Here is a 16875-nt window from a genome sequence, read left to right as displayed (position 1 = left end):
TTTAATTTCCTTGTATTTAGTTCAATAATTTTATTTTTTATTAAAGTAAATTGATTTGTTGTAATAAATTGATTAATTGGAAATAATTTATCACCTAATACACACTCAACTATATGATCCTCTATTGTACTAATCTTTAACTTACGAATCTCAGCTATTTCTTTAATTGTTTTACCATCAGTAAATAATCGCTTCGTTTCAATTGAGGTATTCGTAATATTAGTACTTTTATCTCCATTAACAAATTTACTTAACAAAGGATAATTATTGTTTGATTCAACCAAAATAGTGATCATATGATGCAAAGTATTAATCGAATTGAGATAAATTTTTTCAACACTCACTTTGTGTTCTGATGCAATTTGCTCAAAAGTCATGCCATAAGTATTTGCTCCAGACAATCGTTTCACAAATAGTAATGCGTCTTCGTCACTTATATTTTCTAAAATTGTATGCAATTCTTTGTATAATTGATTAACTAATTCGTTTTTATTCCCAGTAAAATTAAGAATCTCATTTTTTACCCAATCTTGTATATCTTGATCTTGAATAACTGCCCTAAAATATTTTAAATTCATATTCAGATTTGAAACCGTTTGAAAAAACAATGAAAATCTTTTCCAAAATATCTTTTGAATACTAGAAAACCTTAGTCCGTTTATATATGTTAATTCCATAAACTGTAGTTTTTGATTTGCTAGATAAACTTGACCATTTTTATTTAACAAATAGATATTCTTATTTTCAGACTGAGCTATATACCCCTTAAGCTCTAACCCATTTATAATTTCTTGCATATTCTGATGAGTAAGGAAATGAAAAAGTCCGAAAAATGATGTCACTTGATAAAAATGAGAATCTTGAATAATTTGAGCACTTTGTTTACCTTTTAATAAATACATTATACCTTGGATCGTTCGTTCACCATTATATCGATGAAGTAAAAAAAGGATGATTTCTTCCAATATTGATAGCTTAAACATCATAAACCTCTCAAATAAAATTATTCCATTAATATATTTAAATATTTTTTCGAATAATAATTAGTAGTACAAAAATATTTGTGCATTTTTTCTAAATAGTTTTTATTTCTTCTAGCTTATCATATGTATCAATAACCAAACCATTTTAAACATATAAAAATCATTATTTATTTTATTTGAGATTTCATCATTTCTCGTTTTTTTCAAAACCTTGTACAATTATATTGAAAAGTTTTGGAAACCGTTTTAAAATGTTTACAGGTACATTACAAAAATAGTATCTGTAACAAAAACAGGGAATAATTTGGGAGGTCAATACAATGGCAAAATATACAATCGTTGATAAAGACACTTGTATCGCATGTGGCGCTTGTGGCGCAGCTGCACCTGATATCTATGACTATGATGATGAAGGGATCGCATACGTTACTCTAGATGATAACCAAGGAATCGTTGAAATTCCAGACGTTTTAGTTGATGACATGATGGATGCATTTGAAGGATGCCCAACAGACTCAATCAAAGTTGCTGACGAAGCATTCGATGGCGACGCTTTAAAATTCGAATAGTAAAAACTGCGGCGAAGTTATTTCGTCGCTTTTTTTATTTTTTAAATAAAAAACACGAGCTATGCGTATCGCTGTTGTTCTTTATTAAGCACATTGAATGAGTTCATTTAGAAAGTAATAATAACATCCCGTTTGATTTACGTAGGCCAAATCATACATAGAACTATGTGCCAAGATTTTATGATATAGCTATAATTATTTCCTTATTTTACATATTCAGAATTATCTAATAACTTGCTATAATAAATAAAACATCATGAGAGGATGAACAACATGGAACAGATGACAGTTACCGAGAAAAAGACGTTTTTAAACAAGTTCTTAGAGAAAAGACAGGTAAAAAAAGACATCGAATTGATTTTACAAATTCTCCTTGCTGTTGATGAAGTACTAACAAACATCTCGTTTGTAGATGATGCAAAGAGTACACCAAATGGCATTGTCATTAATTTTCGAAAGGATAACTACTCACACCCTCAGGTTTCGTATTACGAAAATAGTAAGAAGATTGATCTGTCGTCAGAATCGATTTACCATAAACTTCGATTGCATGGGAAGGAAACAAAGTTTTATCTAGAGTTGATATTTGATGTGATGCCGATCGAGTACGCTTTAATCGTAGATACTAATCCCTTTTCTACAACTACCATTGAACCAAACGAAGAAGTGCAAGCAGAAATAGATGCGTTTCTTTCATCGCTTGTAGCATTAACATCGCACAAACTTCTGCTATGTCAAATCGACAAAGCACTTGATGAACGCAATGAACAACTGTTTCTTTTCTTAACTTCTCAGCTAAAAAATTAACAAATAAACCATCTATCATTCGATAGATGGTTCTCTTTTTTTTCGATATTTTTTCTCCTAATAAAATAAAAATCGTTTACATGATTCGAACCCAACATCTTCTTTTACTGCTTTTCGTTCAAAAGAGATACATAAAACAAAAAAGTGTCTACCAAAATTTAGTAGACACTTTCATTTATTTATACGTTATGGACATTCATTCTTTGAGTTAACCAAACCTTTAATTTTGGGTAGATAACTAAGAATAAGATCATGATTAATAAACCTTTAATTGCATTAAATGGCATAATTGATGCAACAATTACTTCATTTGGTAGTTTAAAATTCATGAAATGTGCATATGCAGGTAATAACACAAAATAATTTAAAAGACTTAATATTCCTGTCATCACTACTGTACCAACGATTAATCCAAGAGTTAGCCCTTTTACTGAACGATATTTTCTAAAGAAATACGACGCAGGTAAAATGTATAATACTCCTGCACTAAAATTAGCAAATTCTCCAATTGGTACACCAGTCATACTACCATTAATAACGTAATGTAGGATGTTTTTTATTAACTCTATTCCTATTCCTGCTACAGGACCAAAAACAATTGCTCCTATTAATGCTGGTACGTCACTAAAATCAATTGTAAGCCATACTGGAAATGCAGGAAGTGGGAAGTACAGCATCATTAGTACATAAGAAATACTGCTAAGCATTGCCACTATCACCATTTTATTTACTTTGTTGCGTTGTTGCATATTACCTCTCTCCTTTTTCCCGATCATATCAAGAAAAATGAAAGGTTCGCTTAAGTTGCGTTATCATTTGCACAAATTATAATAAGTCCGAAATAAAAATAAAAAATAGTATAAAATTATGCAAAATCCCCTATTTTTTGAAATAGGGGAGAATTTTCAGCACGCCAAATAAGCGTTCAAAAAGAAAAATTTTTTGAACTTGCGAACCTCCATCTTCTCCCATCCAGACTATACTGTCGGCTCTAGAGTCGCACTAGATCCTGCCAAAAAAATCAGGCTCGCGGGCTTATAAGCAATGCTTAATTACCGCCGGTGGGGAATTTCGCCCCGCCCCGAAGATAGATCGTTTATTAAATTACATTTTAATGTTACTAAATTAAATACAGTTTGTAAATAAAAATCTCCGGCTAATCATTTAAAGCATTACTTAGGTTTTCTTGACAAAAACTTACTAACGAATCATCCTTTTGATCATTCGCATATAACAATAGCACAACTGTTGTAAAGACGGCTCTAAACTGTGCTAGTTTCTTTGACACTTCCGATAAATTACCATAAATCTCAAAAAACTTCGCTCTCATATCGTTCGGAATTAGACTATAAATAATTGATAAATCTAATTCACGATGTCCGATATGAGCATCACCCCAATCAATAATTCCTTTAAGTTGGTTTTGATCATTAACTATCATATTCTTAAAATGTAAATCACCATGAACAAGTACTAATGGTGTCTCACTTTTAATTTCGACTAAGCTTTCAATATAATGATTAATTTTTTTGTTCATCTTCAATTAGTTTCTTCTGTATTGCCTGTTTAATATATTTTTTAGCCTGAGGTTTACGGAAGGTTATATCTAATCTCTTCAACTCATCATATGGTAAATTAAGATCCTTTAATTCATCGAAATTTATTGAATGCAAATTTTTCTAGAAATTCGCGATTGATTCTATCATTAAAATTCTCTCGGTCCTATTTAAATTAATTGGAGGCTTTCCTGCAATAAAATTATATCCTAAAAATGGCCAAGGAAATAATTCAGATGGTTTTCCATCGAGTATTGGTACTGTTGTCTTCGATTCAAAATGATTAAATATAATTGGGAGTAATTTTCTTTCAACGTTTAAAATTTCAACAGCTATTTCTCTTCGTGGAAATCTTAGTATAATTTCATCATTTAAACAAAAAACAGTATTATCAAATCCTTCGCCAATTTTTTTTATTACGTTTATTTTTATTTTAGGAAATTGTATCTTTACTATTTCTTTCGCTAATTCCTCTTCCATTACAACTGCTGGATCCCATATATTAGTCATTTTTTTCTCCTTAAAATCAAAAATAGAACTTCACATATAAATGTACTTTACCAAATTTATTAGTAAATTACATTTATAATGGAAGTTCTAAAAAATCGGTCCTTTCAACACTAATCATTAAACAGTTAAGTCCAAAATAAACGCTAAGGATTTGAAACTATTTTTAATTCATGAAAATTTTTATCTAATATTATATCTTTTAATTTCTCTCGATTTCCTCCGATAAATAAAAGGCCAATCGTTAAAACAAACACAACAATCAACAAACATCTCCTAAGAAAATCAAACATTATTTGCCTCCTATCTGAAAGTGTTTAACCTGCCCAATAGCTCGTGGACTGACAAATGATAATTCAGAAAAAAATTGGACTAAGCGCAAAAAATCATTTCGAACTTAAACTCTTTTTTATGTATAATACTTAAGATGCATTGAGCAAATCGAAAATGTAATCACCAAGAAGTACTATTACTAAAACATACACTCAAACATTCTATGATTGAAAAAACTTATTTATAACAAAAAAAATAGCGATTGATTAGAAAAATTTAACCATTCAATCGCTATTTTTCATATTTATTTTTTATCAGTTCGAAATACGATTGCTCCTCGCTCGTATTCTACATCCTTAATATTTAAACGTGTGTTGATTAACCTTGCAAGTGCAAAGAAATAATCAGATAATCGATTCAAATATAAAAATACTGGAAGATGAATATTTTCTTGCTTCATTAATGTTACGACCGTTCTTTCGGCACGTCTCGTTACCGCTCTTGCTTGATGAATGATTGCAGCAGGCTTTGACCCACCTGGTAATATAAAACGTTGTAATGGGGGAGTTGCTTCCATATATTCATCGATTAATGTTTCAAGCTCTTCAACCATTTTCTCTGTCGTTTTAAAAGGGATGCTATCCTTTACTACTGCCAAATCCCCACCACAGTCAAATAGTTCATGTTGGATCTTTTGAAGTGAATTGTAAATATCTCTAGTATCTTCATGATCTAAATATGTCATTGCGTACCCAACGATTGTATTTACTTCGTCAATTGTCCCGTAAGACTCTACCCTTAAATCATCTTTATCAACTCGTTTGCCTACTAAGCTAGTCTGACCTTTATCCCCAGTTTTTGTATAAATTTTCATGAAAAACCTCTCCTTTTTTCAATTTTAATTTACAATACATTACTTTTATAAATAATGACCTTTTTATTTGTTTCGGGATTATCTAAAATTTGAAAAGATGTGTCATATAAACCTTTTAATAATTCTTCACTTAAAACTGAGTCTGTTTTTCCTTCGATATAAATTTTTCCGTCCTTTAATCCTACTAATCGATCACAGTAAAGACTTGCTAAATTTAAGTCATGAAAAACAGTTACAATCGTTTTATTCTCTTGTTTTTGTAATTCCTTTAAAACGTCTAAAATTTTAATTGTATGCATTAAATCTAAATGGTTACTTGGTTCGTCTAAAAAAATATATGGTGTTTCCTGAGCAAAGCATTGAGCAAGAAATACTCTTTGACGCTCACCACCACTAATTTCATTTATGAGGCTTTTTTCCATCTTCTTAGTACCAGTCATCATCATTGCATTATTGACTGCAGTTTCATCAATTGTGGACCAGCTAGGAAAAAAGGAAGACGAATGAGCAAGACGTCCAAGTTTAACTGTTTCTTTTACCTCATAAGAATATGTATAGGAATTTTGTTGTGATAAAACAGCAATCTTTTTTGCTATTTGTTTATTAGACATACTAGTAATAAATTCTCCATCCAACATTACATTTCCTTTAGACGGCTTAAAAAGTCCACAAAGAATATTTAAAAACGTTGACTTTCCACTCCCATTTGGACCAATAATACCTAGCCATTCTCCTTGATTAATAGAATAAGACAGTTCATCCAAATCAGTATGAATTCCATCATATGAATATGTGATATCTTGACATTTGATCATACTTTTCCCCTATTTCTTTTCAAAGATAGTAATATAAAAGCAAATATTGGAGCACCAATTAATGAAGTAATTACCCCAATTGGTAACTCTCTTGGGGCTAATACAACTCTTGATAATATGTCAGACCCGATTAAAAATATTGCACCATTGATCATCGATAGTGGAAGCAATTTTTTATGTAATGGCCCTACCATAGTTCTAGTAAAATGCGGAACAACTAATCCTACAAATCCAATTGTTCCAGAAACAGCTACTGCTGCACCAGATAAAATACTACCAGTTAACAAAATTAAATAAGTGGATTTTTTTACATCAATTCCGATATGTTTTGCATTCGTGCTACCAAATGTCATCGCATCTAGCTGCCTATTTTGACTAAATAAAATTAAGAAAGAAATGATTAAAAACGGTAATAAACTAAGAGAGTACTGAATGCCCCTCCCACCGATATTGCCCATTAACCATCCAATTACTGCACGTAATTCATTATTTGAAAAAGTTATAAATAATGATAATAATGCAGAACAAAATGAACTTATTATAATGCCACCTAGTATGATTGTCTCTACATTAAGAGATCGATCTAGTTTTCTAACAAATAGTAATAATAAGATGAGTGTTCCAAATCCAAATAATATACTAACAACCGGCAAAGTAAAATAAGTTACAAAAGGTAAGCTTATTTGAAAAAATAAAACAACCACCGCTCCTACAGAGGCACCTGAAGAGACACCTAATGTAAAAGGATCAGCTAATGGATTTTTAAGTATTCCTTGAAATGCAACTCCTGCCAACGAAAGGCTCGCACCTACTAATCCAGCTAACATTACCCTTGGCACTCGTATATTCATAACAATTGTTTGAATATCAGCTGGAACATAATTAGTTTTAATTAGAGCATCTGAAAAGCTAGAAATAATAGAAGAAAAGGGAATCGATGTAGATCCAATCGAAACCCCTAAAATAAATAAAAAAATTAATAAGATAATTGGTATAAAAAAGATAAAATATGTATTATTTATAAAGCTCTGGGTAAACCGCCTTTGCAATTGCTTCGACTCCCTCTGCAAGTCTTGGACCTGGTCTAGATGTTGTATCTGAATTAACATCATATACACGGTGATTTTTAATTGCGTTTACTGTTTGCCAGTTTTTTCTAGCCATTACAGTTTTTTCTAAATTTGGAACATAAAATCCATAAGTTGTTAAAATCACATCAGGATTCGCTTTAATAGCTGATTCCTCACTATACTTTACCCAACCTTTTTCACTTTCAGCTACGTTTTTAGCATGAACAATCGAAAGCATTTCATCTAAGAACGTACCTTTACCTGCTGTATATATTTCTGGTGGTCCTGATATTTCAAGCCAAACCTTTGGATTTGTAGTTGCTTTAGCTGTTTTTTTGCTAATTTCATCTAATTTTGTTTTCATACCAGTTACTACTTTTTTCGATTGCTCAGTTTTTCCCGTAATTTCTCCAACTTGTTGAATTGTATCATACACATCATTAATAGTTGCAGCATTTTTTACGACAAAAACATTAATCCCCGCTTGTTTGATCTGTTCTAAACCGTCAGCAGAAATTCCTAAACTTGATTCATGCGCTAAAACTAAATCAGGTTTTAATGAAATAATTTTTTCAACATTATATGTCATATCGGCATTATTACCGCCAACTTTATCAATTGATTTTACTTCTTTTGGATAATTGTCAAAATCCGTTACCCCTACTACATCCTTGCCATCACCAATAGAAAACAAGATTTCAGTATTACTTGGAATAAGTGATACGATTCTTTTAGGTGCCTCTTTAAAGCTAACTTCTTTGTTCGTTGCATCTTTTACAGTCATTGGAAAAGTTGCTTGCTCACTCTTACTTACATTCAATTTTTTTTGTGTCGTATCATTATTACAACCAAATAATCCTAAACACAATAACATAATGATCAAACTTGATAAAAACTTCTTCATTTAAATCCTCCTAATCTATTTGGAAAGCATAAAAAAACCCCATTCATTTTGAACGGGGCTGAAACAACATATATATACAAGAAGTCTTGCAACTGCTGCTTCAAATTCTTACTCCCCGAAGAATTGAACATGGATGAATTTAGCAGGTCTACTGACTTTGTTTCAACCTACTCCGACCTTCCCATTCTTAAAGAACAGTGGCTATTCGTTTCGTCCACATTACAGTTGCGGGGACAGTTCTGGATTATACCAGATTCCCTTTTAAGCAATACTTGCACTAAACTCATCAATATTTCATTAATTCAATCGTAAGATAAATTTGGTAAGAATTCAATTATTTTCTTTATATGTTTATTATTTTACTAACCTTTTATTTGTTTTTTTGTGTGTTTTGCAGAGATTTTGTCTCTAAACTGAATGGAAATATGTTTTATATGAAACAAGATTACTCTACATCTTTTTCGTTCATTCGTAAATTATGCGGTATTTTAACTTTAAATGTCGTTCCCTGTCCTACTTCACTATAGACCTGGATCGATCCACCATGTGCTGTTACAATATTTTTAACAATTGATAAACCTAAACCAGTGCCACTTCTACCTCTTGTACGAGCTTTATCCGCTTTATAAAAACGTTCAAATACAAATGGTAAATCTTCATTTGAAATCCCTGCACCCGAATCAATAAAATTAAAAGTAGTTGATCGTTCATTTTGTTTTACTGAAACAATTATTCTTCCATTTTCATTTGTATGTCTTATTGCATTATCAATTAAATTTGTAAAAACCTGTTCCATTCGATCCTCATCTATGTAGATATTTAAATGTGGAATGTTGTTGATTTCTCCAAATAACTTAATATTTTTTTCCTTTGCTAAACCTTTAAACTTGCGTAAAATTCGATCTACAAATTGTACTAGAGGAACGAACTCTCTATTTAATTCAGTAAAACCGTTCTCCATTCTTGCTAAATCTAACAAATCATTTACTAATCGACCCATTCTAAGTGACTCATCATAAATGATTTGTGACAATTCTTGCATCTCTTCCTTGGATTCTGCTACACCATCAACAATCGCTTCGCTATAACCTTGTAATAAGGAAATAGGCGTACGTAGTTCATGAGAAACATGCGCTATAAAATCTTTTCTCATCTTTTCTAAACGTCTTTGTTCTGTAACATCCCGAATTACCGCTACTACGCCTCTTATATTTGTTTGATTATAAAGAGGCGACATTAAAACTTGCCAATTGCCTTGATCGAAATTTAATTCTATAAATTGCTTTTTCTCACTCTCGACGACTAATACAAATAAATCTAATAGTTCCTTCGTTAAAACAAGTGAAGAAGGTTCTTCAATTTGATCATTATTAAGCATTTTCAAAAAGCGTTCAGCTGGTGGATTCGATGTCACGATTTGCCCTTCTTTATCAATCGAAATTACACCATCTACCATACTTGTAATAATATTAGAAACTTTCTCTTTCTCTTGTTTTAATGCATTCATATTAAAATTTAATTGTTTACTCATCTTGTTAAATGAATACGCAAGTTCTCCAATTTCATCACTTGAATGGATTGGTACTTTCACATTAAAATTGCCTGAAGTCATACTACTTACAACTTCTTTCATCTTTCTAAGAGGAGCTGTAATTTTAGAAGAAAGAAAGAATGAGAAAAATGTTGTTAACACGATTCCAATCGATGCCGCTAGCAAAACAAAATTAGTCGTTTGGTGAATCATCACTTTTACAGGTTGTAAAGTTTGGTATATAAATACAGCTCCATTTTTTGAGTTTGTATGTAATGGAACACCCACTACTAATTTTTCTCTCTCACTATTTTCACCATAAACAAGTCTTTTACTTACCTCTTTATTATCGGTTAACGTTTTATTTAAGATTTCGTCATTTTTTATTTCTTTAAAAGGTAGCTCCTGTATCCCATATGTATTATTTGAATACCATGGTTCTTGACCGTCAATAGAAATGATTACTCTAGAATATCTACTAACAATATTATTTGATAAATACTCAATATCTGAGAGTGGTTGACCATTTTCTATTAATTGTGCAATTTTCGTGGCATCATCCTTCATATTCTGTACTTGAAGGTCAATATAAAATTTTTCAAAAAATCCTATTAAGACAAAGGTCAAGAATGATAATACAAGAGAGACTAGTAAGATAATTGTCAGCCAAAGCTTTCCGACTAAACTTCTTACGATCATTACTCCTGACCTACTTCAAATTTATAACCGACACCCCAAACAGTGACGATCATTTTCGCAGCATCCTCAGAGCTTTTACTTAATTTTTCTCGCAGCCGTTTTACATGTGTGTCTACTGTACGTAAATCTCCGAAAAAATCATATTGCCAAACTGATTTTAATAATGTTTCACGATCAAATACTTTGTCAGGTGCCTTAGCTAAAAACAACAGTAGTTCGTATTCTTTTGGCGTTAAACTGATCTCTTCCCCTTCAACTATTACTTTATGAGCGTCATTATCAATCGTTAGATGCGGAAACACAACGATATCCTTCGCTGAAGAATTGTCTGAAGTAAATACTGGTACAGGTGAAGAACGTCTTAATAGAGCTTTAACTCGAAGAACAACTTCACGCGGACTAAATGGTTTAACGATATAATCATCTGTCCCTACTTCAAAACCTTGAACACGGTTTGTTTCTTCACCTTTTGCCGTTAACATGATCACAGGAGTTGTTTTTGTTTTTCGTAATTCCCTACAAACTTCAATTCCATCAATTTTAGGCATCATCAAATCTAGTACGATTAAGGAATATTCATTCTTCAATGCTAAATTTAAAGCATCCTCTCCGTTTTCAGCCTCATCAATACTATAACCATCACGTTCCAAATACATTTTTAATAATCGTCTAATACGATCTTCATCATCTGCTATTAATATTTTTATATTTTGATCCATTATTTCGACCCCCTCTACATAATTCTACATAATAAAAATTGTATATTCTAGTATAATTTGTGAACATTTTTACATAATTCTTAGAATTTATTATTTCCATAAAATAGTGAAAAAAAACTAGGAAGCATGTATACCATTTCTAGAGAACCATACATGTAGATTGCAAATATAAAATAGAAAAAAAGCCCTGTAAAGGAAGGTTTATCCTTTACAGGGCTTTTTATTAATTACGCATAAGAGTGTAAGCCTGCAATGATTAAGTTAACAGCAATTAAGTTAAACATAATAATCGCAAATCCTAGTACGGCTAACCATGCAGATTTTTCACCTTGCCAATTTCGTTTGAAACGAAGATGTAAGAATACTGCATAGAATAACCATGTTATTAATGCCCAATCTTCTTTTGGGTCCCAGCTCCAGAACTTTGTCCAAGCAATTTGAGCCCAAATCATAGCAAAGATTAGTCCACCGAGTGTAAATACCGGAAAACCAATTGCTACAGCACGGTATCCGATTTCGTCTAATAATTCACTATCTACTTTTTGTACATAAGGCTGTAAAAATGCACCAATTCGTTTTCTTAATATTAAACGGATGATTGCATATAATGCTGCTCCAGCAAAAATTGACCAAATTACAGTGTTTAATTTTTTAGCATTAACCATAGCTGGCATTTCTGCAAGAGCTTCAAATCGATCTTTTGTAGTCATTTCACCTTTATGTGGGCCAACAAGTGATGGAAGATTATAGACCATTTCTTCTTGTACTTTATCTTTATTAATCCAATTATATTTTGCTTCATATCCAGATGCAGTAAATGCTGTTGATATAACAACGAAACCTACAACAGTTACTAAGAAATATAAAACTGCTTCTAGCCAAAATGTTTTCTTTGTTGATACTTTTTGATCGATATTTTTAATTAAATAAATTAGTCCAGTTATAAAGCTAATTGCTAAAATAGCTTCCCCTAAAGCTGCTGTCGTTACATGAATATGTAACCAATAGCTTTTTAAAGATGGAACTAATGGTTTGATTTCATGTGGAAATACCGATGCATAAGCAATGATGATAATTGACAACGGTAATGCGAATAATCCAATTATATTTAAGCGATACATAAAATAAATCATGATAAACGCAAAAATTAACATCATGCCAAAGAATGTAATAAATTCAAATAGATTACTTACAGGTGCATGTCCAGCAGCAATCCATCTTAAAATAAAATAAGTAATTTGCGATAAGAATCCAATTAATGTAATCGTAATACCAATAGTACCCCATCTATTAGGACCATTATCATTTGTTTTCATCGAGCCGCCAAAAAAGAAAGTAGCTACTATATAACAAATAAACGCGATAAATAAAAAATTACTACTTAGCTCGTACATATTTTCCCCCTAGTTAAACTCTATTCATTAGCTTGTTGATCAATCGGCAATTCAATTTTTGTGTCTTTAAACACTTTCTTTAATTCCATCTTTAAACCATAATAGTTTTTATTTGTAAATGCCGCAACCCAAACTTCCCCATCTTGATTTTGGATCCAAACGCGTCGGTGATACCAATACATACCTTGAATTACACCGATCATAAAGATTGCTCCTCCAAGTCCTAGTAACCAAAGAGTTAAATCTTTACGTACTGTTAAACCAGTTGAATCTTTTGTTTCAATACCTGCAAATGACATTTTATATTTGTTTTCACCATTTGGTTCAATATTTTGTTTGATCGCAACAAATGCTACTTCACCTTTTGGCGTTTTTGGAGTAGTCATTTTAAATACAAACGCTGGATTGTTCGGTTTTCTTGTTTTTGTATCAGGTTGACCATCTGAGTTAAAATAGAAATCTGGAAAATAATTTTTAAGTTCTACTTTATATCCATTTTTCAAGTCATATACTTCTTTAGGATTTTGTAAATCTACTGTTATTGGCCCTAATTTTTCACCTGTTTGTTTATTTTGTAATGTAAATAAAAATGCACTAAATTCACCAATTCGATAATCTACTTGATATAGAGCGAAGTTTTGGAACTTTAGAGGCTCATTAACTTTAATACTATAATCTTTTACTTTTTTAAGTTTTGGATCTTCACCTGGTATTAAATTTCCTTTGCGTTTATACAACGTCACATCGGCTTGATAGTTTTTTGGAATTTTATCATTTCCAAAGCGCTCAATCGCTTTTTTATAAACTTTACCCTCTTTATCTTTATCATACGTTTCCATATGAAAATCATTTAATTTAATATAATAGTTTTGGTTTGTACCAACGACAGGTTTTAATTCGCCTTCTTGAACCCAAAGCGCCTTATCCATATACATTCCTGGTACATATCTCATCATTACCCCAATAAGGAAAATAATTAACCCTATATGGTTTACATATGGACCCCAACGAGAGAAACGACCTTTTTCTGCTAAGATATTGCCGTTTTCTTCACGAATTTTATAACCTCTTTTACGCAAATTAACTTTAGCTTTTTCTATTTCGTCTGGAATCTGTTCAACTCTACTAATTCCAAACATTTTTTGTCTTTTTAAAAAGTTTGGATGTCTAGTAACAGTTTGTTTGTTTAGAGCTTTATAGAGTGGTAAAATTCGATCTAAACTACAAATTACTAGTGATATCCCAATCGATGCAACAAGTAACATGAACCACCAAGAATTAAACGTATTATCCAAACCAATTGCATCGTATATTTTACCAAAGATTCCATATTCATCTTGATAATACGTTGCAGGATTCGCAGTAGGCGGTAGTAAATCTCTTTGCGGAAAAATAGTTCCTAATGCTGCTGCTACTAGCGTAATTAGAATGATTACAACTGCTACTTTTACAGATGAAAAAAACGTCCATATTTTATCTATATAAGTTTGATTATTAACGATTGATCTTCTAGCAGTCCCTTCATAGCGCATATCAAGTAATTCGGTTGCTTTTTCATCTTGAGGTTTACCGCATGACTCACATATTACAGTACCTACATGATTAAGATGACCACATTCACATTTAAAAGTCTCCATTTATTTCCCCTTACTAATGTACACTCATCATTTTGGTAATATTTCTTTAATATAACTTTCAAAAGAATTTGGTGTCATTTGACCAGTTACGATTCTCTTTATTGTCCCATCCGGACTTACAAAAAACGTAGTTGGTAAAGGGTTAACACCATATATATTTAAAACCTCTTGATCTTTATCTATTCCGACTGGAAAATTAAGTTTATAATCGCTTACAAATCTTTGTACTGAAAATTTCGATTCATCTGCGTTCATTGCAAGTAATTCGATCCCTTTTCCCTTATATTTCGAATAGATTTCATTCATAAAAGGCATTTCTCGCTTACATGGCTCACACCAAGTACCCCAAAAATTAACAATTACGCCTTTTCCTTTTTCACCTGAAAGAGTGTAGCTCTTACCAGTATTCAGCTCCGTCATAGCAAAGTTTGGTGCTTTACTTCCTTTAGTAATAACTTCATCTTTCTTAAAGAAATTTATGTAAAAAGTATAACCAATTGCACAAACCAAAACTAATAAGATAATTGTTCGAATTAACGTTCTATTTTTCTTCATATATACAGTTCCTCCCATATGATAGAATATCATTATTTCCTATTCTTGAATAGAAATTTGATACGTTTCAAAAAAGACTAAATTTTCAATCTTTTATCCAAAAATATTAAATGTTTCAAGCAAAGAAAAAACTCGGTATTTACCGAGTCGTAGTGGAAAAAATAGGGTATCAGACTGAATTAAAACACATTTTCTAAAAGTGTAAACCGGATTATAAATAAGTACGATTAATAGGTAGGGTATCTAAATAAGAAAACAGTGATCAATAGTCTGACTTATCATTAGCGTGGCTTTGCTGTAGCCATTGCTCTTAGTTTTTTCACTTCATGAGGTGATAGTTCTCTTGCATCACCAGGAGTTAATCCAGTTAAATCTAAAAACGCATATCGTTCACGTTTTAACTTCATAACAGGTGTACCAATCGCCTCAAGCATTCTCTTAACTTGACGGTTTCTTCCCTCATGTATGATTAGTCTTACAATTGCAGTATCTTTGCTTTTATCAAGTGAAATCATTTTAACTTGAGCTGGAGCCGTTTTCCCATCCTCAAGTACAATTCCTCTTTCTAATTTACGTAACTGCTCTTTAGTTGGAATCCCTTTTACTTTTGCGATATATTCTTTATCTATTTCATATTTTGGATGTTGAAGTAGATTCGAAAATTCTCCATCATTTGTTAATAGAATGATACCTGATGTATCAAAATCCAATCTACCAATTGGATAAATACGTTGTTTAATCATTGGAAAAAAGTCTGTTACAACTTTCCTACCTTTATCATCTGAAACACTTGAAATTACACCTGATGGTTTATATAAAAGGAAGTAAACTGGTTCTTCTTTATCAATCGGAATCTCTTCCACTTCAACACGATCGTTACCACTTACTTTTACACCTAACTCAGTAACAACCTGACCATTTACTTTCACTTTTCCTTCTTTAATTAACTCTTCTGCTTTACGACGAGAAGCAATTCCCGCTCTTGCAATAACTTTCTGTAATCTTTCCATTCGATCATTTCACCTCTTCAACCATCATACAGATTTATACAATTGAAAACAAGTGGCAGCTACAAGGTTTTTTGTGAATAAAGTGCGTTAAACACCAAATCTAAACCATAATTTCATTTTTCAAGTCGTGCCCTATCATCATTCTTCCCTTTAATCCATTGTTCCTTATTCATTCTCTCAATATCATAATTTCAAAAATCTATCATATAATTTACTAGATTTGCAGAAATGAGGTAATAGATATGAATTTAACTTTAAAACACTCCTCAGCCTTTGACCGTTCTAAAATTATTACGCCAGGTAGTGTACTTATTACTAAAAAGAATGAAACAATCTATATGCTTGTTTATGAAGAAAATGAAGACGATTTTCCATATGTACTTGTCTCATTAACCGATGCAAGACTAGTCCAAAATTATGACATTATGCCAACCCTAGGAGATATTGAAGATTGGATTGGTGAAGTCACAATGGTAACTCAAAAAAACAAACTATCTATTACAATCCAAGCAAATTACTAGTTTGCTGTTTAATCTATTAGAAACCCGTCAATAATATAATAAGTAAAATGAAAAAGGAGCTTACTATATGAATTATTCTTTTAATCCAGCAGTAAAATATAATTCAGTTGGTTCGTTTAAATTAGGCGATGTATTTTTCACTTCCGATAAACCTTCAAAAGCATACAAATTAATCTATGACTCTACAGAAACTAACTTCCCTTATATTTTATTATGCTTAGATGATGCCATTTCAATTCAAAGCTTTGATGATATTCCAACAATTGAAGATATTGAAGAGAATATTGGAGAAATTAAATTCACCGTTCCAAAAGAGAAATTACTTCTTGTGATCAATTAATAATAAAACGTCATAAATTAGTTAATCAAAAACGCCATCAAAATTAGGATGACGTTTTTTTCATTTTTTTAAAAAAACAACCTTGTTAATTAAATTACCAAATTTTCGTAA

The 16875-nt window shown here is 31.4% G+C and carries 19 protein-coding genes and 2 riboswitches; of the genes, 4 read left to right on the top strand and 15 right to left on the bottom strand.

What is annotated here, in order from left to right; genetic code table 11:
* Nucleotides 1–983: YpbB family protein (locus tag CN514_RS04650; RefSeq protein ID WP_176525794.1), on the bottom strand; the 983-nt coding region annotated here is incomplete at its 3' end.
* Between the two features lie 320 nt (nucleotides 984–1303).
* Here CN514_RS04650 and CN514_RS04645 point away from each other — a divergent pair.
* Both CN514_RS04645 and CN514_RS04640 read left to right on the top strand, forming a co-directional pair.
* Nucleotides 1304–1552, top strand: coding sequence for a ferredoxin (locus CN514_RS04645; protein ID WP_025672247.1), 249 nt, complete (start codon nucleotides 1304–1306; stop codon nucleotides 1550–1552).
* A 273-nt stretch (nucleotides 1553–1825) separates the two neighbouring features.
* Nucleotides 1826–2359, top strand: coding sequence for a YpiB family protein (locus CN514_RS04640; protein WP_176525793.1), 534 nt, complete (start codon nucleotides 1826–1828; stop codon nucleotides 2357–2359).
* Nucleotides 2360–2538: 179 nt separating this feature from the next.
* On the opposite strand, the gene CN514_RS04635 is transcribed toward CN514_RS04640, so the two are convergent.
* The 14 genes from CN514_RS04635 to rluB form a co-directional block, all read right to left on the bottom strand.
* Nucleotides 2539–3108: an ECF transporter S component gene (locus CN514_RS04635; RefSeq protein ID WP_025672334.1), complete on the bottom strand. Its 570-nt coding sequence runs from the start codon at nucleotides 3106–3108 to the stop codon at nucleotides 2539–2541.
* A gap of 207 nt (nucleotides 3109–3315) precedes the next feature.
* Nucleotides 3316–3452, bottom strand: a riboswitch (FMN riboswitch).
* 63 nt (nucleotides 3453–3515) lie between these two features.
* Nucleotides 3516–3896, bottom strand: a complete 381-nt coding sequence (locus CN514_RS04630) for an aminoglycoside phosphotransferase family protein (protein WP_098231596.1) — start codon at nucleotides 3894–3896, stop codon at nucleotides 3516–3518.
* A gap of 142 nt (nucleotides 3897–4038) precedes the next feature.
* On the bottom strand, nucleotides 4039–4425 hold the full coding sequence (locus tag CN514_RS04625; protein WP_098231595.1) for a protein kinase family protein: 387 nt from the start codon (nucleotides 4423–4425) through the stop codon (nucleotides 4039–4041).
* 143 nt (nucleotides 4426–4568) lie between these two features.
* Complete coding sequence (locus tag CN514_RS25525) at nucleotides 4569–4715, bottom strand: hypothetical protein (protein ID WP_175403423.1); 147 nt, start codon at nucleotides 4713–4715, stop codon at nucleotides 4569–4571.
* 284 nt (nucleotides 4716–4999) lie between these two features.
* The gene (locus tag CN514_RS04620; RefSeq protein WP_097977985.1) at nucleotides 5000–5569 is read right to left on the bottom strand and encodes a cob(I)yrinic acid a,c-diamide adenosyltransferase; all 570 of its coding nucleotides are present in this window, start codon (nucleotides 5567–5569) and stop codon (nucleotides 5000–5002) included.
* A 29-nt stretch (nucleotides 5570–5598) separates the two neighbouring features.
* On the bottom strand, nucleotides 5599–6384 hold the full coding sequence (locus CN514_RS04615) for an ABC transporter ATP-binding protein (RefSeq protein ID WP_098231594.1): 786 nt from the start codon (nucleotides 6382–6384) through the stop codon (nucleotides 5599–5601).
* A complete protein-coding gene (locus tag CN514_RS04610) occupies nucleotides 6381–7433 on the bottom strand; it encodes a FecCD family ABC transporter permease (protein ID WP_098231593.1) in 1053 nt (350 codons plus the stop codon). The genes CN514_RS04615 and CN514_RS04610 overlap by 4 nt, the downstream gene beginning before the upstream one ends.
* On the bottom strand, nucleotides 7399–8358 hold the full coding sequence (locus CN514_RS04605; RefSeq protein WP_098231592.1) for an ABC transporter substrate-binding protein: 960 nt from the start codon (nucleotides 8356–8358) through the stop codon (nucleotides 7399–7401). Before CN514_RS04605 ends, CN514_RS04610 begins: the two co-directional genes overlap by 35 nt.
* A gap of 124 nt (nucleotides 8359–8482) precedes the next feature.
* A riboswitch (cobalamin riboswitch) is annotated at nucleotides 8483–8655 on the bottom strand.
* A 148-nt stretch (nucleotides 8656–8803) separates the two neighbouring features.
* A complete protein-coding gene (locus CN514_RS04600) occupies nucleotides 8804–10588 on the bottom strand; it encodes an ATP-binding protein (RefSeq protein ID WP_098231591.1) in 1785 nt (594 codons plus the stop codon).
* Nucleotides 10588–11307 carry a response regulator transcription factor gene (locus tag CN514_RS04595; RefSeq protein WP_025672290.1) on the bottom strand — a complete coding sequence of 240 codons (720 nt, stop codon included), beginning with the start codon at nucleotides 11305–11307 and terminating at the stop codon, nucleotides 10588–10590. The genes CN514_RS04600 and CN514_RS04595 overlap by 1 nt, the downstream gene beginning before the upstream one ends.
* Nucleotides 11308–11534: 227 nt before the next feature.
* Nucleotides 11535–12701 carry a c-type cytochrome biogenesis protein CcsB gene (gene ccsB / locus CN514_RS04590; RefSeq protein WP_098231590.1) on the bottom strand — a complete coding sequence of 389 codons (1167 nt, stop codon included), beginning with the start codon at nucleotides 12699–12701 and terminating at the stop codon, nucleotides 11535–11537.
* Nucleotides 12702–12721: 20 nt separating this feature from the next.
* Nucleotides 12722–14338: a cytochrome c biogenesis protein ResB gene (resB, locus tag CN514_RS04585; RefSeq protein WP_098231589.1), complete on the bottom strand. Its 1617-nt coding sequence runs from the start codon at nucleotides 14336–14338 to the stop codon at nucleotides 12722–12724.
* A 27-nt stretch (nucleotides 14339–14365) separates the two neighbouring features.
* A complete protein-coding gene (gene resA / locus CN514_RS04580) occupies nucleotides 14366–14893 on the bottom strand; it encodes a thiol-disulfide oxidoreductase ResA (RefSeq protein ID WP_097977995.1) in 528 nt (175 codons plus the stop codon).
* Nucleotides 14894–15174: 281 nt separating this feature from the next.
* The gene (rluB, locus tag CN514_RS04575; protein WP_098231588.1) at nucleotides 15175–15903 is read right to left on the bottom strand and encodes a 23S rRNA pseudouridine(2605) synthase RluB; all 729 of its coding nucleotides are present in this window, start codon (nucleotides 15901–15903) and stop codon (nucleotides 15175–15177) included.
* Between the two features lie 242 nt (nucleotides 15904–16145).
* On the opposite strand from rluB, the gene CN514_RS04570 reads away from it, so the two are divergent.
* Both CN514_RS04570 and CN514_RS04565 read left to right on the top strand, forming a co-directional pair.
* On the top strand, nucleotides 16146–16424 hold the full coding sequence (locus CN514_RS04570) for a hypothetical protein (RefSeq protein ID WP_098231587.1): 279 nt from the start codon (nucleotides 16146–16148) through the stop codon (nucleotides 16422–16424).
* 67 nt (nucleotides 16425–16491) lie between these two features.
* Nucleotides 16492–16764 (top strand): hypothetical protein, encoded by a 273-nt coding sequence (locus CN514_RS04565; protein WP_088010721.1) that lies wholly within the window; start codon nucleotides 16492–16494, stop codon nucleotides 16762–16764.
* Nucleotides 16765–16875 lie beyond the last annotated feature (111 nt).

This window comes from Bacillus sp. AFS001701 (assembly GCF_002559405.1).
In the GTDB taxonomy this organism is placed as follows: Bacteria; Bacillota; Bacilli; order Bacillales; family Bacillaceae_G; genus Gottfriedia.
This window is presented reverse-complemented; position numbering and strand designations above follow the sequence as displayed.